The organism is Kribbella sp. NPDC049174, from assembly GCF_043197365.1.
Lineage (GTDB): Bacteria > Actinomycetota > Actinomycetes > Propionibacteriales > Kribbellaceae > Kribbella.
Window position 1 is genome coordinate 1,104,277 of record NZ_JBICSZ010000002.1, and the last position, 19,978, is coordinate 1,124,254.

20 protein-coding genes are annotated in these 19,978 nt (G+C 68.3%); 11 read left to right on the top strand and 9 right to left on the bottom strand.

The window, feature by feature from the left end; all coding sequences use genetic code 11:
• Window positions 1-26: 26 nt before the first annotated feature.
• The gene (tyrS, locus tag ACGFIF_RS15880; protein WP_393155051.1) at window positions 27-1,229 is read right to left on the bottom strand and encodes a tyrosine--tRNA ligase; all 1,203 of its coding nucleotides are present in this window, start codon (window positions 1,227-1,229) and stop codon (window positions 27-29) included.
• A gap of 220 nt (window positions 1,230-1,449) precedes the next feature.
• Between tyrS and idi the strand changes: the two genes are divergently transcribed.
• Window positions 1,450-2,010, top strand: coding sequence for an isopentenyl-diphosphate Delta-isomerase (gene idi, locus ACGFIF_RS15885; RefSeq protein ID WP_393155053.1), 561 nt, complete (start codon window positions 1,450-1,452; stop codon window positions 2,008-2,010).
• Here idi and ACGFIF_RS15890 read toward each other — a convergent pair.
• From ACGFIF_RS15890 to ACGFIF_RS15910, 5 genes are all read right to left on the bottom strand, one after another.
• On the bottom strand, window positions 2,005-2,904 hold the full coding sequence (locus ACGFIF_RS15890) for an NAD(P)/FAD-dependent oxidoreductase (protein ID WP_393155055.1): 900 nt from the start codon (window positions 2,902-2,904) through the stop codon (window positions 2,005-2,007). The genes idi and ACGFIF_RS15890 overlap by 6 nt on opposite strands.
• A 40-nt stretch (window positions 2,905-2,944) precedes the next feature.
• Window positions 2,945-3,937 (bottom strand): 2-dehydropantoate 2-reductase, encoded by a 993-nt coding sequence (locus ACGFIF_RS15895; protein ID WP_393155057.1) that lies wholly within the window; start codon window positions 3,935-3,937, stop codon window positions 2,945-2,947.
• Between the two features lie 13 nt (window positions 3,938-3,950).
• Complete coding sequence (locus ACGFIF_RS15900; protein ID WP_393155059.1) at window positions 3,951-4,409, bottom strand: MarR family winged helix-turn-helix transcriptional regulator; 459 nt, start codon at window positions 4,407-4,409, stop codon at window positions 3,951-3,953.
• A 193-nt stretch (window positions 4,410-4,602) separates the two neighbouring features.
• Complete coding sequence (locus tag ACGFIF_RS15905) at window positions 4,603-6,012, bottom strand: ATP-binding protein (RefSeq protein ID WP_393155060.1); 1,410 nt, start codon at window positions 6,010-6,012, stop codon at window positions 4,603-4,605.
• Window positions 6,013-6,014: 2 nt separating this feature from the next.
• Entirely contained in the window at window positions 6,015-6,698 is a 684-nt protein-coding gene (locus tag ACGFIF_RS15910; protein WP_393155062.1) for a response regulator, read from the bottom strand.
• A gap of 370 nt (window positions 6,699-7,068) precedes the next feature.
• On the opposite strand from ACGFIF_RS15910, the gene ACGFIF_RS15915 reads away from it, so the two are divergent.
• The 6 genes from ACGFIF_RS15915 (at window position 7,069) to ACGFIF_RS15940 (ending at window position 15,123) form a co-directional block, all read left to right on the top strand.
• The gene (locus tag ACGFIF_RS15915) at window positions 7,069-8,823 is read left to right on the top strand and encodes an ABC transporter substrate-binding protein (protein WP_393155064.1); all 1,755 of its coding nucleotides are present in this window, start codon (window positions 7,069-7,071) and stop codon (window positions 8,821-8,823) included.
• Between the two features lie 237 nt (window positions 8,824-9,060).
• Complete coding sequence (locus tag ACGFIF_RS15920; protein WP_393155066.1) at window positions 9,061-10,038, top strand: ABC transporter ATP-binding protein; 978 nt, start codon at window positions 9,061-9,063, stop codon at window positions 10,036-10,038.
• 211 nt (window positions 10,039-10,249) lie between these two features.
• Complete coding sequence (locus ACGFIF_RS15925; RefSeq protein WP_393155068.1) at window positions 10,250-11,263, top strand: ABC transporter ATP-binding protein; 1,014 nt, start codon at window positions 10,250-10,252, stop codon at window positions 11,261-11,263.
• A 118-nt stretch (window positions 11,264-11,381) separates the two neighbouring features.
• Window positions 11,382-12,308 (top strand): ABC transporter permease, encoded by a 927-nt coding sequence (locus ACGFIF_RS15930; protein WP_393155070.1) that lies wholly within the window; start codon window positions 11,382-11,384, stop codon window positions 12,306-12,308.
• 67 nt (window positions 12,309-12,375) lie between these two features.
• Window positions 12,376-13,335, top strand: coding sequence for an ABC transporter permease (locus ACGFIF_RS15935; protein ID WP_393155072.1), 960 nt, complete (start codon window positions 12,376-12,378; stop codon window positions 13,333-13,335).
• A gap of 189 nt (window positions 13,336-13,524) precedes the next feature.
• Entirely contained in the window at window positions 13,525-15,123 is a 1,599-nt protein-coding gene (locus ACGFIF_RS15940; RefSeq protein WP_393155074.1) for an ABC-F family ATP-binding cassette domain-containing protein, read from the top strand.
• A gap of 27 nt (window positions 15,124-15,150) precedes the next feature.
• On the opposite strand, the gene ACGFIF_RS15945 is transcribed toward ACGFIF_RS15940, so the two are convergent.
• The gene (locus ACGFIF_RS15945; RefSeq protein WP_393155076.1) at window positions 15,151-15,438 is read right to left on the bottom strand and encodes a DUF1905 domain-containing protein; all 288 of its coding nucleotides are present in this window, start codon (window positions 15,436-15,438) and stop codon (window positions 15,151-15,153) included.
• A 77-nt stretch (window positions 15,439-15,515) separates the two neighbouring features.
• Between ACGFIF_RS15945 and ACGFIF_RS15950 the strand changes: the two genes are divergently transcribed.
• Window positions 15,516-16,028 carry a GNAT family N-acetyltransferase gene (locus tag ACGFIF_RS15950; RefSeq protein WP_393155077.1) on the top strand — a complete coding sequence of 171 codons (513 nt, stop codon included), beginning with the start codon at window positions 15,516-15,518 and terminating at the stop codon, window positions 16,026-16,028.
• On the opposite strand, the gene ACGFIF_RS15955 is transcribed toward ACGFIF_RS15950, so the two are convergent.
• Both ACGFIF_RS15955 and ACGFIF_RS15960 read right to left on the bottom strand, forming a co-directional pair.
• Window positions 15,982-16,968 carry a cation diffusion facilitator family transporter gene (locus ACGFIF_RS15955; protein ID WP_393155079.1) on the bottom strand — a complete coding sequence of 329 codons (987 nt, stop codon included), beginning with the start codon at window positions 16,966-16,968 and terminating at the stop codon, window positions 15,982-15,984. The two genes, ACGFIF_RS15950 and ACGFIF_RS15955, sit on opposite strands and share 47 nt — an antisense overlap.
• A 237-nt stretch (window positions 16,969-17,205) precedes the next feature.
• A complete protein-coding gene (locus ACGFIF_RS15960) occupies window positions 17,206-17,610 on the bottom strand; it encodes an ArsR/SmtB family transcription factor (protein ID WP_393155081.1) in 405 nt (134 codons plus the stop codon).
• Window positions 17,611-17,668: 58 nt separating this feature from the next.
• On the opposite strand from ACGFIF_RS15960, the gene ACGFIF_RS15965 reads away from it, so the two are divergent.
• The 3 genes from ACGFIF_RS15965 (at window position 17,669) to ACGFIF_RS15975 (ending at window position 19,887) form a co-directional block, all read left to right on the top strand.
• Window positions 17,669-18,172: a DinB family protein gene (locus ACGFIF_RS15965; protein WP_393155082.1), complete on the top strand. Its 504-nt coding sequence runs from the start codon at window positions 17,669-17,671 to the stop codon at window positions 18,170-18,172.
• Window positions 18,173-18,397: 225 nt separating this feature from the next.
• Entirely contained in the window at window positions 18,398-18,688 is a 291-nt protein-coding gene (locus tag ACGFIF_RS15970) for a hypothetical protein (protein WP_393155083.1), read from the top strand.
• A 41-nt stretch (window positions 18,689-18,729) separates the two neighbouring features.
• On the top strand, window positions 18,730-19,887 hold the full coding sequence (locus tag ACGFIF_RS15975; RefSeq protein ID WP_393155084.1) for an epoxide hydrolase family protein: 1,158 nt from the start codon (window positions 18,730-18,732) through the stop codon (window positions 19,885-19,887).
• Window positions 19,888-19,978 lie beyond the last annotated feature (91 nt).

The window sequence follows — 19,978 nt, forward strand, 5'->3', positions numbered from 1 at the left end:
CCCACCCACCCCTCGTCTCCCGGTTTTCACGCCTTGCGGAGGCGATGCCAGGTGCGGCGGCCTGATTTGAGGAGTACGTCGGACGCCAACGAGACGGTCTGGTCGGGGTCGTCCACGCGGGTCCCGTTGATGGTGACGGCGCCCTGGCGGATCAGGCGGCGGAGTTCGGATCTGCTGTCGGTCGGGCGGGCGGCCTCGAGCAACTCGAGGGTTGTCGGGGCCGGACTCGTGATCGTCACCTCCGGGATGTCGGTCGGTTGGTGGCCTTCGGAGAAGGTCCGGGTGAAGGACTCGAGTTCGGTCCGGGCGGTGCCGGCGCCGTGGTAGCGGGTGACGACAGCCGCGGCGAGGCGGAGTTTTGCGTCGCGGGCGGGTGGGCCGCCGGTCGCCGCGGCCGATCCGAGGGCGGCGACGGTGTCGAGGGAGAGTTCGGTGTAGACGCGGGCATAGTCCTCCACCAGCGAGTCGGGAATGCTCATCAGCTTGCCGAACTTGTCCCGCGGGGTGTCCGTGAGCGCGACGTAGTTCTGCAGCGACTTCGACTGTTTCGCCCGGCCGTCGATCCCCGGTGTGATCGTCGTCGTGATCACCACCTGAGGCGGCGCACCGAGGCGTTGCTGAAAATGCCGGCCGAGTTGCTCGTTGAACAGTTGGTCCGACCCGACGATGGTGAGATCGCTCTGCATCGCGAAGCTGTCGTACCCCTGCAGCACCGGGTACACCAGTTCGTGCACCGCGATCTCCCGCCCCGCCGCGACCCGCTCGCGGAACATGTCCCGAGCCATCAACTGAGCCTGGGTGACCTGCCCGAACAGACTCAACAGCTCCGCCACCCGCATCCCGTCGTACCACTCGGAATTGCGTCGGACCTCGAACGCCGACGGATCGGTCCGCAGGACGATCGACACCTGCTCGACAAACGACTGCGCGTTCGCCTCGATCTCCTCCGGCGTCAGCACCGGCCTGGTCTCGGATCGCCCGGTCGGGTCGCCGACGCGGGTGGTGAGGTCGCCGAGCAGGAACACGACCTGATGGCCGAGGTCCTGCAGTTGCCGCATCATCCACAGGTTGACCGCGTGCCCGAGGTGGAGATCGGGTGCGGTGCAGTCGACGCCGTACTTGATCCGCAGCGGCCGCCCGGACGCGAGCCGTTCGAGCAACTCGGCCTCACCGACGATGGTTTCGGTGGTACGACGTAACCGGTCGACCACCGCGCTTGGTTCGATCATGGGTTCCTCTCAGGACAGGAGGCACCCGCGCAGAACGCCTCCGGCGACGGAAAAGGCAGGAACCGGACGGTTCCTGCCTCGGAGGCTCTGGGTGGAGCGAGTTGTGGGGACTACCGAATGCCGGCCCCTCCCAGAGCCGGTCGATACGCCACCAATCGCTTGATCACGAGGACAGGCTAACAGGCCGGAGCCGCTGCGGGCATCGGGTTAGGCTCCAGGTGTGACGGAGGAGCGGGTAGTGCTGCTGGACCAGGCCGGCCGGGCGATCGGGACGGAGGCCAAGGCAACGGTCCACCACGCGGCGACCCCGCTGCACCTGGCCTTCTCCAGCTATGTGGTCGACGAGGCCGGCCGGGTGCTGATCACCCAACGGGCGTTCGGCAAGCCGACCTGGCCCGGCGCCTGGACGAACAGTTGCTGTGGGCATCCACTTCCCGGTGAGCCGGTGGTGGATGCGGTACGACGGCGCCTCGTCGACGAACTCGGGATCGTCGCGGACCGGATCGACCTGGTGCTGCCCGAGTTCCGCTACCGCGCCGAGATGCCGACCGGCGTGGTCGAGAACGAGCTCTGTCCCGTCTACCGCGTCAACTGGACCGGTGAACCCACGCTCAATCCCGACGAAGTGGCGTCGTACCGCTGGATCTCCTGGCCCCTGGACTTCCCGGATCTGTCTCCGTGGTGCGTCCTGCAACTCGACGAACTCGCCAAGCTCGGCCGAAGCCCACGCGACTGGCCGATCGCGGATCCGGCCACCCTCCCACCGGCCGCGCGGCTATGAGCTGAGGTCGCGCTCGAGCAGATCCGCGTGCAGTGCGACGGCAGTCGTGCTCGCTTGACCCGCCGCGCCGATCGCGAACAGGCTGGGCACGGCAGTCGTTCCGACGGCATAAACACCTGGCACGGTGGTCCGCCCACCTTCGTCGACCACCACTGCGCCGTCGACGAGCCGGCAGCCTAGCCGGGCAGCCAGTTCGCTCTGTTGATGCTGGCGAACGACCACGAACAATGCCCGGGGAAGCAGCGCCTCGCCCCCACTCAGTACGACGCGCACGTCAGCCTGTCGTGGTTGCACAGCTTCGACCTTCTCGGTCCGGATCGTCACCCCGGCCTTGCCCAGACGAGCCAGATGATCGCCGGTGAGCTCGTCACCATCGGTGCACAGCACAACGTCGTTGCTCCAGCGGCTGAGCAGCAATGCGCGGGTGACCGATCGGTCCGGCATTCCGCGCATGCCGAGCTGTACCAACGGTTGGTCACGGACCTCCCAGCCGTGACAGTGCGGGCAGGCGACCACCAACCGCCCCCACGCCGCCGCGACACCGGGCACGTCCGGCAGTTCGTCGCGCAACCCGGTCGCGAGCACAACCGCCCGCGCCCGCACACGCTGACCGTCGACCGTGCCGACCACGAAGCCGTCGTCGACGGTGATGTCGCCGACTCGAGCGGCCTTCACCTCGGCGCCGTACGCGCGGGCCTGCCGACGACCGGCCGCGAGCAGTTCAGCCGGTGACGGATCTTCCGCGCCGAGATAGTTGTGCACATGCGAAGCGGTGCGGTTGCGGGCGTGGTCGTCGTCGAAGAGCACCACGCGGAGCTGCGCTCGCGCGAGTGTCAGTGCGGCCTGAAGTCCCGCCACACTTCCGCCGACCACGGCTACGTCATATCCGTTCATTATCCGAGAATACTCGTCTCATAAAGCGAGACGCGCAGAACTACCCCTGCAACTCCCGCAGGAGATCCGGGCCTGACCACGGGTGGCGGTCGAGTTCGGCGGCGCGGATCAGCGCGACGAGTTTGGCGTTGACCGGGGCGGAGCGGTTGAGGGACTCGGCCAGGCGGACGACTTCGCCGTTGAGGTAGTCGATCTCGGTGGTGCGACCGGCCTCGAGGTCTTCCCACATCGACGTACGGGCCAGCGGATCGATGGCCAGCATCTTGGCGGCGAGGCGGCGGAAGAGGAAGTCGGGCAGGCGCAGGATCGCCGGGAAGCGGTGCATCGGGACCGGCAGCAGCTTAGCCGGCGTGATGCCGCCGGTGTCGAGCAGTGCGAGGGTCTCGGCCTGAGCGGCAGCCAGACACCGGCGATAGGAACGCTGCGACAACTCGTCCCGCAACGGCAGATCGGACAGCGCGTTGATCGGATTGTTCAAGTTCAGCAGGAGTTTCGCCCATTGCACCGGCAGGATGTCGTCGTGCTGCGTGAGCGGCAGTCCGGCCTTGGCGAACGCGTCGACGTACGGCGCCAGCCCAGGATGACGCTGGATGTCGAGCGCGCCCTCGGTGCCCTGGTGGAACACGCCGCCACCACGATTCAGCACGTTGAACGGAACCATCCCGGTCACCACGACCTGGTCCGTCAACCGTTTCCGCAGCAGTTCCGCGTTGCGTACGCCGTTCTGGAAACTGACAACCATCGCGCCAGGCTTCAGTACCTCGGCCAGCTCACCGGCCGCGCTCTCCGTCGCAGCTGACTTCACCGTCACCAACACCAGATCAGCCTCGGCGGCCGCATCCGGCGACGTCTCGTACCGGACGTCGGGAACCCGAAGGTCCGCGCCGAGATAGTCCGTCAGCCGCAGCCCGTGCTCGGCCACCTCGTCCGCCATCCGCTGCCGCCCGACGAAGGTCACCGGAGTCCCGGTCGCCGCCAGCCGCCCGCCGACATAGCACCCGATCCCACCCGCGCCGTACACCACGATCGCCATTCGCACGCCCTCCTCAAGAATTGTCGGACCGAATCGCCGTGCGATCGGGTAGTGCACCCGTCTGGCCGGTCAGTTCCCCGAGCATGGTCCACAAGTCCTCGAACCGCTCGTGACCGAGCTTCGCCTCCCACTCGTCGAGCAGGTCGGCGATGGCGTCGTGGATCTGCCGCTCCAGCTTCCGGCCGGCCGGGGTCAGTCGCACCCGCTTGGCTCGTGGATCGGCCGGATCGGCCTCGCGGACCAGGTATCCGTGCCGCTCGAGATGGGTGACCAACTCGTGCATCGACTGCTTCGTCATCCCCGCGTGCACGGCCAGCTCGGCGGTGTGTGACCCGTCGATCCCGCCGAACCGGAACAGCTGCAGGTGCGCCGGCCGCAGCTCCGGATGGCGCGGCCCGACCTGAGCCAGTACGGCGGCCAGCGCCTGGTCGAACGCGAGGCGGAGCAGACCGAAGTAGCGCGGCGTTGACATGAGGGTCAGGCTACCTGACCGTCAGGGTCAGACAACCCGGCGATGCGCGGGGTGTTGTTCGAGCTGGAGTCGGTGTTGCCGGAGGCAACCACCCTGCTGGCCGGCGAGGGGATGACCGATCGGGTCGAGCTCGTCGCGGGCGACTTCTTCGCCCAGGTCCCGGCCGGGTATACGCCGCACTACTCGAAGCAATCTAAGTCGTCTTGGCGGGGAGTTCGACGACGAAGCGGGCGCCGCCGCCGGGCCGGTCGGTGACCTGGATCGTGCCGTGGTGCCATTGGACGTGACGGGCGACGATGGCCAGACCGAGGCCGACGCCGCGGCTGCGGTTGCTGGTCTCGCCGCGGCCGAAGCGTTCGAAGATCCGGTCGCGGTCATCGACGGGGATGCCTGGACCGGCGTCGTCGACGGTGATCACGACCCCCAGGCCGCCGGCTTCGACGCCGACGCCCTTGCAACCGCCGGCGTGGTCCTCGGCGTTCTCGACCAGGTTGGCGATGACTCGCTCGAGCCGACGCTTGTCCGCCTGCAAGGTGAGGCTTTCGGCGTCCGGCTCGACGGTCGTCACGTCCCGGCCGGCGGTCGCGTTCGCCGCGGCGCGGACGAGATCGGCGATCCGGACGATCTCCCGGCTGCCCTGGTCACCGCCGTCGTCCCGGGAGATCTCGAGCAGGTCGATCACCAGCCGGCGGAACCGGTCGAGATCGTCACCGAGCAACTCGACCGGCTCACGGACCGGGCCCGGCAGCTCGGCCCGGTGGTTCTGGATCAGCTGCATCGAGTTCAGCATCGTCATCAACGGCGTTCGGAGCTCGTGACTCACGTCCCCGGCGAACCGCGCGTCCGCCGCCACGCGTCGCTCCAGGTTCGCCGCGGTCTGGTTGAACGATCGCGCCAGACCACCCAGGTCGCGGTCGTTCTCGACGTGCAACCGCGCATCCAACTGCCCGCGCGCCACGGCGTCTGCCACCCGCGTCAGCGCGGCCAGTGGTCGCAGCGCCACGGTGCTCGCGAGCCGTCCGACGGCCAGGCCGATCAACGCCGCAACGACCGCCGCCGAAACCAGCGTGATCTTCAACGTCTGCAGTGTGTTGTCGAGGCTCTCGAGTGGATGCCACTCGAAGAACGCCTCCCCAGGCCCTCGCATCGGTACGCCGACCGCGAGCACCTGCTGACCGCTGACGGTGATCCGGCGGTGCGCCGCGGTGCCGTTGCGGACCGTGTCGATCAGATCCGCGGGCAGGTCGGACGGCTTCCCGGTCAGTGAGTACCAGCGGCCGTCGTAGTACACCATCGAGGACGCCGAGTCGGTGGACGGCAGGCTGTTCAGCAGGTCGATCACACTGACATCCGGCTTGAGCGTCGGGTCGCCGCACTCGACGCGCTCCTGGCCGGACCGGCAGGGCAGCGGTGGGCCGAACAGGCCGTACTGGAAGGCCGCCGCGTTGTCGGACGTCGTCACCATCGCGGAGGACTGGCGCTGCTCGGTGAGGTACTCCGAGAGCACACTCCAGGTGACGAGCGCGAGCACCGAGGACAGGCCGAGCGCGAGCAGGCCGTAGGCCACCATCACCCGCCCCCGCAGGCTGAACCTCCGCCGCACGGTCAGCTCACCAGTCGGTAGCCCAGGCCGCGGGCGGTGACCAGATGCTTCGGGCTGGCCGGGTCGTGCTCGATCTTCAGCCGCAGCCGGCGGATGTGCACGTCGACGATCCGGCTGTCCCCGAAGTACCCGTAACCCCACACCTTGGACAGCAACTGCTCCCGGCTCAGCACCTTGCCCTCGGCGCCGGCCAGCTCGGCCAGCAGCTTGAACTCGGTCCGGGTCAACGGCAGCACCGTGTCGCCGCGCGAGACCTCGGCGCCGGCCACGTCGATCCGAAGATCGCCGACCACCAGCAGGTCCGACTGCCGCGCGTTGGCCGGCTCGACCCGCCGCAGCAACGCCCGGATCCGGGCCGACAACTCCTTGGCCACCAGCGGCTTGGTGACGTAGTCGTCCGCACCCGCCTCCAGCCCGGCGACCACGTCGTGACTGTCGGTCCGCGCGGTCACCATGATGACCGGCACGTCACTGGTACGGCGGATCTCGCGGCAGACCGTGAATCCGTCGCGGTCCGGCAGCATCAGGTCCAGCAGCACCACGTCCGGCGGCTCGCGGCGCAGCGCGGCGAGAGCGTCGTACCCGTTGGCCGCCTCGGCGACCTGGTATCCCTCGTCCTCCAGGGCGAGCCGCAGTACCCGCCGGATGCGCGGTTCGTCGTCGACCAACAGCAGGCTGTGTGCCACCGGTCCAGTGTGGCCTACGGAAGGCCCACACAACGGTGACTTCTGTCATGACTTCGTCATCTTGGCGCGGGCCCGGGGTGACAAGGCCTTGACGGTTCTGTGACCGCGCCTCCAGGCGGCGCCGCGAGTCCTAACTTCGGCGCTATCGAGTCCTGGAGGAGGACCAATGGCAAGTGTGCTGAGTCGAACGTTCGCGCGCATCTCCGACGCCCAGGCAGGCACCTCGCGGCGTTGGAGAAGCAGCCACGATGAACCCCGCATCGAGGCAGCTTCTCCGCCTTGCGATGCACCTACCTGGACGCCGGAGCTGCAGCACGAACGTTCGACTCAGCACACTCGAAGACGGCTGGCGGCAGTATCCCTTGCCGCCGTGGCGACGCTCATGCTCGCCGCATGCAACAGTGGTGGCGGATCACCGTCCGGATCCGGCAGTACCGCAGCCACGCCGGTCACCGGCGGAACCCTGAACATGCTCGGGGCCGGCGATGTCGACTACATGGATCCGAACCTCAGCTACTATTCGGTCGGCTACCTCAACCTGCGGATGTGGAGCAGGCAACTGTTCACCTACCCGGCCGACCCCGGTGGCAAGAACACCAGCCCGGTCGCGGACCTCGCCACCGAGCTCCCGACCGCCGCGAACGGCGGGATCAGCGCGGACGGCAAGACGTACACGATCAAGATCCGGCCCGGGGCGAAGTGGAACACGACTCCGGCCCGCCAGGTGACCGCCGCCGATCTGGTCCGCGGCGTCAAGCGGACCGCGAACCCGGTGCAGCCGTTCGGTGGCATCCCGGACTTCGCCGACCTGATCGTCGGGTACAAGGCGTTCGCGGACGGCTTCACCAAGGTGGCGAAGACCCCGGCCGCGATCCAGGCCTACATCGACAAGACGCCGCTTCCCGGAGTGGTCGCCAAGGACGACACGACGGTCGTCTTCACGCTGAACCAGCCGGCGTCGTACTTCGTCGACATGCTGACCCTGCCGGCCTTCTCGCCGGCCCCGGTCGAGGCGCTCAAGTACCTCCCCGCCAGCACGGAGCTGGGCAACAACTTCCCGTCCGACGGCCCGTACAAGGTCGACTCGTGGGTGCCGACCAAGTCGATCACGTACTCCCGCAACCCCGCCTGGGACCCGTCCACCGATCCGGTCCGCAAGGCGTACGTCGACAAGATCGTGGTGAACGAGACGGTCACCCAGGACTCCGTCCAGCAGCAGCTGCAAACCGGCACCCAGACCGCCGACATGGAGTTCGACGTCGCGCCGCCGCCGTCCCAGCTGCCCGCGCTGCAGGCCAAGAAGGACCCGAACCTGACGATCGGCGACACCGCAAGCTCGAACCCGTACGTCATCTACAACACCGTCTCGCCGAACAACAACAAGGCGCTGGAGAACCCCAAGGTGCGGCAGGCGATCAGCTACGCGATCAACCGCGACCACATCCTGCAGGTGCTCGGCGGCAAGACCCTCAACCCACCGCTGACCCACGTCCTGCCGGACGTGATCATCGGCTCCAAGCCCAACGATCCGTACCCGTACGACCCGGACAAGGCCAAGCAGTTGCTCGCCGAGGCCGGCTATCCCCACCTGACGCTGAAGTTCCTGTACCGGAACGCGACCGAGGGCAGCAGCAAGACGTTCCAGACGGTCCAGCAGGACCTGTCCAAGGCCGGCATCACCGTCACCGGCGTGCCGTCGCCGAACGCGGACTTCTACGTGAAGTACCTGCAGGTGCCGAGTGTGGCCCAGCGCGGTGTCTGGGACCTGTCGCTGGCCGGCTGGGGTGCGGACTGGTACGGCAACGCGGCACTCTCGTTCTTCAACCCGCTGTTCTCGGGTGAGCCGTCGTTCCCGCCGGTCGGCAGCAACTTCGGTCTCTACAACGACCCGGAGACCAACGCGCTGATCAAGCAGGCGGCCTCCGCGCCGACGCAGGACGCGGCCGCCGAGCTCTGGGCGAAGGCCGACGCCAGGGTGATGGACCAAGCCGCCTTCTACCCGCTGACCAACAACAAGCAGGCGAACTACCACGCCGCCCATGTCCACAACGCCGTCTACGTCCCGTCGATGCAGAACTACGACCCGACCAACGTATGGCTCGACAAGGACAAGCAGGGCGGCTGACAGTGCTTTTGGCCGGGCCTTCGGCGCCGGCGTGGTCATGGGGCCTTGGCTCCCGGCCTTCCCTCGTCATTCCAGTCGCTGTGCATATTGGCACGCCTCCGGCGCGCCGGGTCATGGGGCCTTGGTTCCCGGCCTTCCCTCGTCACTCCGGTCGCTGCGCTCCCTCCGCTCCTCAGTCCAGGCCGGGGGCCCCATGACCGGGCTCCCTCCACTCCTCAGTCCAGGCCGGGAGGCCCCATGACCCTGCTTGAAGTAAGGGACCTCAGGGTCTCCTTCGACACCCCGGACGGCACCGTCCGCGCCGTCCGGGGCCTGTCGTTCGACGTCGAGGCCGGACAGACCCTGGCGGTGGTGGGCGAGTCCGGCTCGGGCAAGAGCGTCGCCACCCAGACCATCACCGGTCTGACCCGCGGCGCCCAGGTCTCCGGTACGGCGTACTTCGACGGAACCGACCTGATCAGTGCCGATCAGGCGACGTTGCGCCGGCTGCGTGGGGACCAGATCGGGATGATCTTCCAGGACCCGCTGTCCAGCCTGCACCCGCACTACCGGATCGGCTGGCAGATCGTGGAGATGATCCGCGCGCACGACCGGATGATCAGCAAGTCGGCGGCCCGGCAGCGGGCCGCCGACCTGCTCACCCTGGTCGGCATACCGCGGGCGGCGGAGCGGATCGACGACTATCCGCACCAGTTCTCCGGCGGGATGCGGCAACGGGTGATGATCGCGATGGCGATGGCGCTCGACCCGGCGCTGCTGATCGCCGACGAGCCGACCACCGCGCTGGACGTGACCGTGCAGGCCCAGGTGCTGAACGTGATGCGCCGGCTGCAGGACCAGTTCGGTACGGCGATCATCCTGATCACCCACGATCTCGGCGTGGTGGCCGAGATGGCCGACGACGTGGTGGTGATGTACGCCGGCGCGGTGATGGAACGGGCACCGCGCCGCGACATCTTCTACCGCAACCATCACCCATATACGCAAGGGCTGCTGGCCTCCCTGCCAGCGCGCAGCGAGGACCGGCTGACTCCGATCCCGGGTAGTCCGCCGAGCCCGATCAGCCTGCCCGCCGGGTGCCCGTTCGCGTCCCGCTGCCCGCACGTCTTCGACAAGTGCGTGGAGACGCCGCCGCTGACTGATGTCGGCGGTGACCCCCGGCACCAGTCGGCGTGCTGGCTCCCTCACGATGTAAGCGAGGCGATTGCGTCTTGACGTCCTCCCACCGCCCGAAGGCAGGGGATTTCAACCCGTTTGGGTTGAGGTTCGCGGTTCTCAGCTTTGCCCTACTGCGCAAGAAGGCTCCCCGCGCTGCCACGGCCCGCCCGGCCGCGGTTGTCGCTGGTCCTGCAAGTGTCGGTTGCTTGGCTATCGCAACCACTGAGGACGCTATCCGACGCAACCGACAAAACCCGAAGGGTAGGAGATGAACGACGTACTGCTGCGGGTGGAGGACGTCCGGAAGGAGTTCCCCACTCATTCCCGGGAGGTGGTCCGGGCGGTCGACGGTGTCTCCCTCGAGGTTCGCAAGGGCGAGACTCTCGGGCTGGTCGGTGAGACCGGCTGCGGCAAGTCGACGCTGGCCCGCTGCATGGCTCATCTGTACGACGTGACGTCCGGCTCGGTGTGGTTCGACGGTACCGAGATCAGCACGTTGTCGCGGAAGGCGATGCGGCCGGTCCGCCGGGAGATCCAGGTGATCTTCCAGGACCCGTACGGCTCGCTGAACCCGCGCCGCCGGGTCGGCTCGATCATCGGCGACCCGTTCAGCATCCACGGCATCGCGTCGGGTGCGGAACGGAAGAAGAAGGTCCAGGAGTTGATGGAGCTGGTCGGGCTGAATCCCGAGCACTACAACAGGTTCCCGGCCGAGTTCTCCGGTGGGCAGCGGCAGCGGATCGGGGTCGCCCGGGCGCTGGCGCTGCGGCCGAAACTGGTGATCTGCGACGAACCGGTGTCGGCGCTGGACGTGTCGATCCAGGCACAGATCATCAACCTGCTGGCGGATCTGCAGCGGGAGTTCGATCTGACCTACGTGTTCATCTCGCACGACCTGTCCGTGGTCCGGCACGTCAGCGACCGGATCGCGGTGATGTACCTGGGCAAGATCGCCGAGCTCGCACCGACCAGGGAGTTGTTCGGCCAGACCCGGCATCCCTACACCCGGGCATTGTTGTCCGCGCTGCCGGTGGCGGATCCGGACACGGCCGACAGTCGCGAGCAGATCATCCTCGGTGGTGACATCCCGGCCGCGACGAACCCGCCGGAGGGGTGCAGGTTCCACACGCGGTGCCCGAAGGCCCGGGCCGACTGCGCCGCAGGGGAGCCGCCGCTGGTCGCCGTACTGGACGATGCCGTCGAGCATCGGACCGCGTGCATCCACCCGTTGACGATCGGCGAGGACCTGTCCACCGCCGTACCGGACCTGAAGGCATCATGACTGTGCTTTTGGCCGGGCCTCCGGCGCCGGCGGGGTCATGGGGCCCTGGCTCCCGGCCTTCCCTCGTCACTCCAGTCGCTTCGCTCCCTCCGCTCCTCAGTCCAGGCCGGGAGGCCCCATGACCACGGCGATCAACCTGGTCGACACCACCGCGGAGGCGCCGGCGATCGAGGGGCGTAGTCCGTTTGTGCTGGCCTTGCGGCGGTTGCGCAAGGACAAGGTGGCGATGATCTCGCTCGTCGTGATCGCGCTGATCGTGCTGATGGCGGTCTTCGCGCCGGTGTTCGCGGCCGTCACCGGGCATCCGCCGAACGAGCAGTACCGCGACATCGGGTTGACACCGGACGGGTTGCCGCGCGGGCCGAACGGGACGTTCTGGCTGGGGACCGACGACCTCGGCCGCGACATCCTGGTGCGGATCGCGTACGGCGCTCGCGTGTCCCTGCTGGTCGGAGTCTTCGCGACCGCGATCACCGTGGTGGTCGGCGTCGTCCTCGGGCTGGCGGCGGGGTTCCTCGGTGGACTGGTCGACACCGTGCTGGCGCGGCTGATCGACGTGGTGCTGTCGGTGCCGTTCCTGCTGGTGGCGATCGCGTTGGTGTCGGTCACCGGCCCGAGCCTGACGGTGACGGTGATGGTGATCGGGTTCTTCAGTTGGGCGTCGGTGGCCCGGATCGTGCGCGGTCAGGTGCTGTCGCTGCGGGAACGGGAGTTCGTCGAAGCGGCACGTTCGCTGGGTGCGGGGGACAGCCGGATCATGTTCGTCGACATCCTGCCGAACGTGCTGGCGCCGGTGATCGTCTACACCACGCTGCTGATCCCGGTGGTGATCGTGACCCAGGCGACGCTGTCGTTCCTCGGGCTCGGCCTGCCGCCGCCGACCGCGGACTGGGGCGGGATGATCAGCGCGTCGCAGAACTACTACACGACCGCGTGGTGGTTCATCCTCTTCCCCGGTCTGGCGCTGCTGATCACCACGCTGGCCTTCAACCTGTTCGGTGACGGCGTCCGGGACGCCTTCGACCCCCGCGCGGATCGGAGCTAGTGATGGCGTTGTTCGGCTGGGGCAACTACTGGATGGACAGCTCCAACGGTGATGCGAGGAGGCGGCGATGGCTCTTTTTCTGATCCGCCGGATCGGCCACGGGATCCTGGTTCTCTGGCTCATCACGGTGGCCGTGTTCGCGCTGTTCTTCGTTGCTCCGAGCAACGTTGCGCAGACACTGGCCGGGCGGCAGGCGACGCCGGAGACGATCGCGTTGGTGAAGCACCGGCTCGGGCTGGACCTGCCGGTCTGGAAGCAGTACCTGCACTTCCTCGAGAACGCGGTGCAGGGCAATCTCGGGTACGACTACTACCACCAGGTGCCGGTGACCACGATCATCGGGCAGGCGTTGCCGATCACGGTGTCGCTCGCGCTCGGCGCCGCCGTACTGTGGTTGCTGCTCGGGGTCTTCAACGGGGTGATCTCGGCGGTGCATCCCCGGTCACTGGCGGATCGCGGGCTGACGTTGTTCTCGTTGTTCTTCTACTCGTTCCCGTCGTTCCTGCTCGGGTTGCTGCTGCTGTACTTCCTGTACTTCCGGCTCACCCTGGCAGGGTTCCACTGGTTCCCAGCCGGCGGGTACTCGGCGCTGGGTGCGGGGATCGGGCCGTGGTTCCAGCATCTGTTCCTGCCGTGGATCGCGCTGGCTTTGTTGCTGGCGGCCACATATACGCGGTTGACCCGCGGTTCGATGCTCGACGTACTGGGTGAGGACTACATCCGTACGGCGCGGTCGAAAGGTATCCGCGAGAGCCGCGTCATCGTCCGCCACGGTCTGCGCAGTGCGATGACGCCGGTGGTCACCCAGTTCGGCATCGACCTCGGCCAGCTGATCGGCGGTGTCGTCGTCATCGAAACCGTCTTCAGCCTCCCCGGCCTGGGCCAGACCGCAGTCACCGCCATCAATCAGCAAGACCTGCCCGTCATCATCGGCATCGTCCTGTTCGCCTCAGCCGCCGTAGTTGTAGCCAACATCCTGGTAGACATCGCCTACGCCACCCTGGACCCCAGAGTCCGCCTCCACTAACCACCGTTCCCGGGGGAGCGCACCCCGGAGCAGCCCCTCCGGGGGTGGAGCTGCTCCGGGGCCTGGTTAATCAGTTGGCGGCTCTCCGGGGTCGTTTTACTCTGGGCGTATGGCTACTTGCCTCTGTGTCTAGCTGCGGACTCGCTTCCACACCTGAAGTGCGTCCACTAGCTATCACGGAGAGTAACCATGATCACCGTTCGCGGTGTAGATATTCGCGTCGGCGCCCACCTGCTGCTGTCCGACCTCTCGTTCCACCTCAGCCCCGGCGACCGCGTCGGGCTCGTCGGCCGTAACGGTGCCGGCAAGACCACCCTGATGAAGACCCTGGCCGGCGAAGACCGTCCGGCGTCCGGTTCCATCAGCGTGGCCGGCTCCGTCGGCTACCTGCCGCAGGACCCGCGCGCCGCTGACCCCGACCTCACCGTCACGGCCCGGATCCTGTCGGCCCGCGGGCTCGACGTCGCCGTACGCAACCTCCGCAAGGCAGAAGCCGCGATGAGCACCGCGGTCGGCGAAGCCCAGGAGCGCGCGATGGCGGCGTACGCCCGGGCCGAGGCGCAGTTCCAGGCCGGCGGTGGTTACGCGGCCGAGGCGGAGGCGGCCCGGCTCGCGGCCGGCGTCGGCCTGCCCAACCGCGCCCTCGAGCAGCCGGTCGGCGAACTGTCCGGCGGTCAGCGGCGCCGGGTCGAGCTGGCCCGGATCCTGTTCGCGCAGCACGACACGTTGCTGCTCGACGAGCCGACCAACCACCTGGACGCCGACTCGGTGCTGTGGTTGCGCCAGTTCCTGCTCGGCTACCCGGGCGGCCTGGTCGTCATCAGCCACGACCGTGAGTTGCTCGCGGCAACGGTCAACCGGGTCTTCCACCTGGATCCGCAGCGGACCACGATCGACGTCCACAACACCGGCTGGGCGAAGTACCTCGAACAGCTGGAGCTCGACGAGCGCCGCCGTACCCGCGAACGCAACACGGCGGAACGCAAGGCGGCGGTCCTGCACGCCCAGGCGGCGAAGATGCAGGCCGGTGCCAACACGGCCGTTGCCGCGCGCAACATGGCGCGGCGGGCGGACAAGCTGCTCTCCGAGCTCGAGCCGGTACGACGTGCCGCCCGGGTGGCACGGATCCGGCTGCCCGAACCGGCGCCGTCCGGGAAGACACCGCTCAGCGCCACCGGTCTGAAGAAGGCGTACGGCGGCCTCCAGGTGCTGGACGGGGTCGACCTGGCCGTGGACCGGGGGAGTCGCGTCGTCATCCTCGGGCTGAACGGCGCCGGCAAGACCACGCTGCTCCGGTTGCTCGCCGGTCGTGAGGAGCCGGACGGCGGCAAGGTCGTGCCGGGTCACGGGCTGCGGCTCGGGTACTTCGCCCAGGAGCACGACACCCTGGATCTGGCCGGCACCGTCCGGCAGAACCTGGCGTCGGTCGCGCCCGGCCTGACCGACGGTGAGGTCCGGAACGTGCTCGGCTCGTTCCTGTTCAGCGGCGACGACGCGGAGAAGCCGGCCCACGTGCTGTCCGGCGGCGAGAAGACCCGCCTGGCACTGGCCGGGTTGGTCCACTCCGGCGCCAACGTCCTGCTCCTGGACGAGCCGACCAACAACCTGGACCCGGCGTCCCGCGACGAGGTCCTCGGCGCGGTCGGCAGCTACCCCGGCGCGATCGTCATGGTCACCCACGACGAGGGCGCCATCGAGGCCCTCCGCCCCGACCGGGTGCTGATCCTGCCGGACGCCACCGAGGACCTCTGGACCGACGACTACCTGGACTTGGTCTCACTCGCGTAGCCCGGACCGCCTCGGCTGACTGGCGCGTCAGCCGAGGCGCTCCTCGAGGTGCACGGTGATCTCGTCGCCGGGCTCCTTGCCGATCAGGTCCCGCAGCGTGCCTTTCACCGGGAGTTTGTGGGTGCCGTCGCCGAGCGCCATGAACGAGCTCTCGAACGGGTGGCCGTCCATGGTGCCGCGGACCTTGACCAGGCCGCGGGTGCCGAAGTACGCGGCCGAACCCGGCATCTGCAGGTAGGTCCAGCCGCCCTTCGCGTCGCTCTTCAGCAGCGGTGCGGTGAACGTCTTGTCCAGCTTTCCGGTCTTCTTGGTCATGGTGAGCTCCTCTCGGATGGTGCCGTCACCTACTAGGTAGAGACCGATCAGCGGTTTTCGACATCTATTGTTGACCGGTGATCGAGATCCGCCAGGCGGGGCACTCCGCCGTCCCTGACGTACTGGCTCTGCTGGACGGGGCGACCGAGTGGCTGGTGGCTCAGGGGCGGACCGATCAGTGGGGCATCGAGCCGCATTCGACGAATCCGCGGCGGATCGCGCAGATCACCGACTTCGCCGCCGACGGCGGGTTGTGGCTGGCCGAGGCCGACGGGCGGGTGGTTGGTGCCCTCGCCGTGGGTACGGCGTTGCCGTACGTGCCGGCCGCGGACGAGCCGGAGCTGTACGTGCGCCTATTGGTGACCGATCGGGCGTCGGCCGGTCAGGGCATCGGCGCGCTGTTGCTGGACCATGCGCGAGAGCTGGCGCGCGCCGCCGGCGTCGGGCTGCTGCGGGTGGACTGTTTCGCGGGCGGCGACGGTGCGCTGGTCCGGTACTACGAGAAGCAGGGCTTCACCCGGGAGGCGGAGTTCGCCGTACCGGTCAATGATTCGGAATGGCCGGGTCAGATCCTCTTCCAGCGGCTGTGACGGAGCGGTGCACAGTGCCGTGGGCATCGCTGCAGTGCGCGTCGACCTCGTCGCCGGTGGCGTGATCGACCTGCAGGGTCGAGTGGGTCAGCTGGTGCCGTTCGGCCAGTAGCGCCTCGATCTGGACCCGGATCTGGTGGCAGTCGAGCCCTTCCGCGACCAGGATGTGGGCCGACGCGGCCGGTTCGCCGGAGGTGATCTCCCAGACGTGCAGATCGTGGACCTCGACCACACCTTCGACCGCGCACAGCTCGGCGCCGAGGGCCTGCGGGTCGAGGTTGACCGGTGCGGCCTCGAGGAAGATCCGGCCGGAGTCGCGGACCAGCGAGACGCCGGCCTTCAGCATCAGCGCGGCGACCACCAGCGCGGCGATCGCGTCGGCGCGGGCGAAGCCGGTGACCAGGACGACGAGACCCGCGATCGCGGTGGCGATGAACGCGAACAGATCGTTCAGGATGTGCTGGAACGCACCCTCGACGTTCAGGCTGCTGCGGTTCGCCTTGCTGATCAGCCAGGTGGCGAACAGGTTCACCACGATGCCGACCACACCGGTGATCAGCACCAGGCCACCCTTCACCTCGGGCGGATCGATCATCCGGACGATCGCCTCGTAGACGAAGTACGCCGCGAGCAGCAGCAACGTGATGCCGTTGGCCTGCGCGGACAGGATCTCGACCCGCTTCAGGCCGTACGTGAACCCACCGGCCGGCGGACGGGCCGCCAGCCGGATCGCGATCAGGGCCAGCACGATCGCGATCGCGTCGGTGAGCATGTGCGCCGCGTCGGTGATCAGCGCCAGCGAGCCGGCCGCGATACCGACGACCACCTCGGCCGCCATGAACCCGACGATCAGCGCGAGGGCGCCGCTCAGCAGCTTCCGGTCCGCCTCGGAGCTCACCCCGTGCCCATGACCGTGTCCGTGCCCTGCTTCGGCGGTCATGGGGCCTCCCGGCCTGGACTGAGGAGTGGAGGGAGCCCGGTCATGGGGCCCCCGGCCTGGACTGAGGAACGGAGGGAGCGCAGCGACCGGAGCGACGAGGGAAGGCCGGGAACCAAGGCCCCATGACCCGGCGCGCCGGAGGCGTGCCAATATGCACAGCGACTGGAGCGACGAGGGAAGGCCGGGAGCAACAGCCCCATGACCCTGCCGGCGCCGGAGGCCCGGCCAAAAGCACCGTCATGCGTCCGACCGCTCGGGGTGAATGGCGTCGGTGTGCTCCGTGTGCGCGACGGCGAGGTCGACGAGCATCCGGACGTGCGCGTCGTCCAGGCGGTAGTACGCCATCCGGCCATCCCTCCGTACGGCGACCACCCGGTGCGCGCGGAGCAGCCGCAGCGCGTGTGACGTCGCGGACTCGCTCATCCCGGTGACAGCCGCGAGATCGCAGACGCAGAGCTCCCCGTCGAGCAGCGCGACCAGCAACTTCAGCCGCCGCGGGTCGCCGAGCAGGCTGAACACATCAGCCGTGTCGACCACGTCGTCCTCGGCGGGCATCCTGGCATTGACGCTCGCCACCCGATCCGGATCCACGAGCTTCACGTTGCAAGCATCCACACTCTGCACATCTGCAGAACTCTTCATACGTCGAGCCTAGGCCATCCGGTCGCGACACGCCAAGCGGCCCCGGGACACTGTGCTCATGACCGACTACCCGCAGGTGGCCGCCGACGAGCGCACGACGCTGGAGCAGTTCCTGGACTTTCACCGGGCGGAGGTGGTGCGGGCGCTGGAGGGAGTGACGGACCAGGAGGCGGCCAGCCAGATGTTGCCGGCTACTGAGTTGACCGTCGGCGGGATCGTGAAGCATCTGGCGGCGATGGAGGACCTGTGGTTCAGCCACAAGTTGCTCGACGCCCCGAGCGCGGAGCCGTGGCGGTCGGCGCGGTTCGACCAGGATCCGGACTGGGAGTTCCACTCGGCGGCCGACGACTCGGTGGCCGAAATCCGGGAGCTCTATCTCACCGCGTGCGAGGCCAGTCGGCAGATCACCGCCCGGGTCGAGTCGCTCGACGTACTGGCGGCTCGGGCTTCGTTCGGGGACCAGTTGGTGAGTCTGCGGTGGATCTACCTGCACATGATCGAGGAGACCGCGCAGCACCGCGGTCACCTCGATCTGCTGCTGGATGCGATCCGTCAGAAGTAGCCGCGGAGGTCCGGCTACGAAGGGGTGCGTGATCGGGGTCACAGCGCGCGCTGAGACGATCGTCACCACCGGTCATGTCCTGAGTAAGGACTGTGTGAAGAATCAGTGCTGACTGCCTGCTCGGGTGTGGAGGATCCGGCGCCGGACCGTAAGTTCGATCAGGGTGGTCAGTCGAGGGTCAGGAGTGAACGAAGTGCAACGGGGCTCACGGGGCGTGCCGTCGGCATGCCCACGATCAGCGGTGCCTGGATCGCCGTGACGACGCTGAACAAGATTCTCGCCATCGCCGGAGTGGTTCTCCTGCTCGGCGGAGTGGCGCTCGGCTTCCGGTCGGTCTCGGCCGGCGGCACCGACTGCGGTTCCGCGTTCCAGCCGGCCGCGGGGATCACCCCGATGGCGTGCGACAACGCCCTGAACGGGGCCGGCACGCTGGTGACCATCGTGATCAGTGCGGGCGTGCTCTGCCTGATCGCCGCGGCGGCCGTGAAGGTGGTCCGCGACAAGGTCCGCGCCTGAATTCAGGTGCGGTACGGCGGCCGCCGCGTCAGGCTGCTGAGGTGAGTATCGAACCGTTCCGGCTGGACGTGCCGGAGAGCGACCTGGCGGACCTGCGCGCACGGCTGGACCTGACCCGCTGGCCGGACGAACTGCCTGGCGTCGGCTGGGCGTACGGCGTACCGAAGGACTATCTCCAGGAACTCGTCGCGTACTGGCGTCACGACTACGACTGGCGCAAGGCCGAGAAGCGGTTGAACGAGTGGCCGCAGTACACGACCACCATCGACGGCGCGAACGTGCACTTCGCCCACATCCGTTCGCCCGACCCGGACGCGACACCGCTGATCCTCACCCACGGCTGGCCGGGGTCGATCGTCGAGTTCACCGACATCGCCGGTCCGCTGTCCGATCCTCGCGCGTACGGCGGCGATCCGGCCGACGCCTTCCACCTGGTGATCCCGAGCATCCCCGGCTTCGCCCTGTCCGGGCCGACCCGCGAGACCGGCTGGGAGTTCATGCGCGTCGCCCGGGCCTGGTCCGAACTGATGACCCGCTTGGGCTACGACCGGTACGGCGTACAAGGTGGCGACTGGGGTGCCGGGATCTCACGGGAAGTCGGGCGGATCGACGCCGCCCGGGTGATCGGCGTACACCTCAATCTCATCCCCGGCGCCGGAGCGACCTCCGAACCGACACCGGAGGAGTTGGAACCGCTCGACCCGGCCGAGCGTGAACGCACCTGGGCGTCATGGCGGCGGCAGTCGGAGTGGTTGAAGGAGCGGCAGGGGTACGCCGACCTGCAGTCGACGCGACCGCAGACCGTGGCCTACGCCCTCACCGACTCACCGGTCGGCCAGCTGGCGTGGATCGCCGAGAAGTTCGAGGAATGGACGGATCCGGCGAGCACGGTCGACCGCGACCTGCTGCTCACCAACGTGATGCTCTATTGGCTCACCCGGACGGCGGGATCGGCGGGACGCATCTACTACGAACGCGCGCACGCGCCGTACTGGGGCCAACCGCCTGAGCCGTCGAGCACCCCGACCGCGCTCCTGGATCTCGCCCACGACAACTTCATCCCGCTGCGCCACCGTGTCGCCGGCACCGACAACATCGTTCGCTGGACCAGTCACCCGCACGGCGGCCACTTCGCCGCCCTCGAGCAGCCTCAGCTCCTGGCCGAGGACATCCGAGCCTTCTTCCGCAGCCTGAGGTGAGCGGTGCGCCGGCATGCGCCAGGTTGTTGCCGGCGCACCTGATCGGTTGGCAGACCCTCCCGGTACCCCACGCGGCGCGGACGCAATCAGG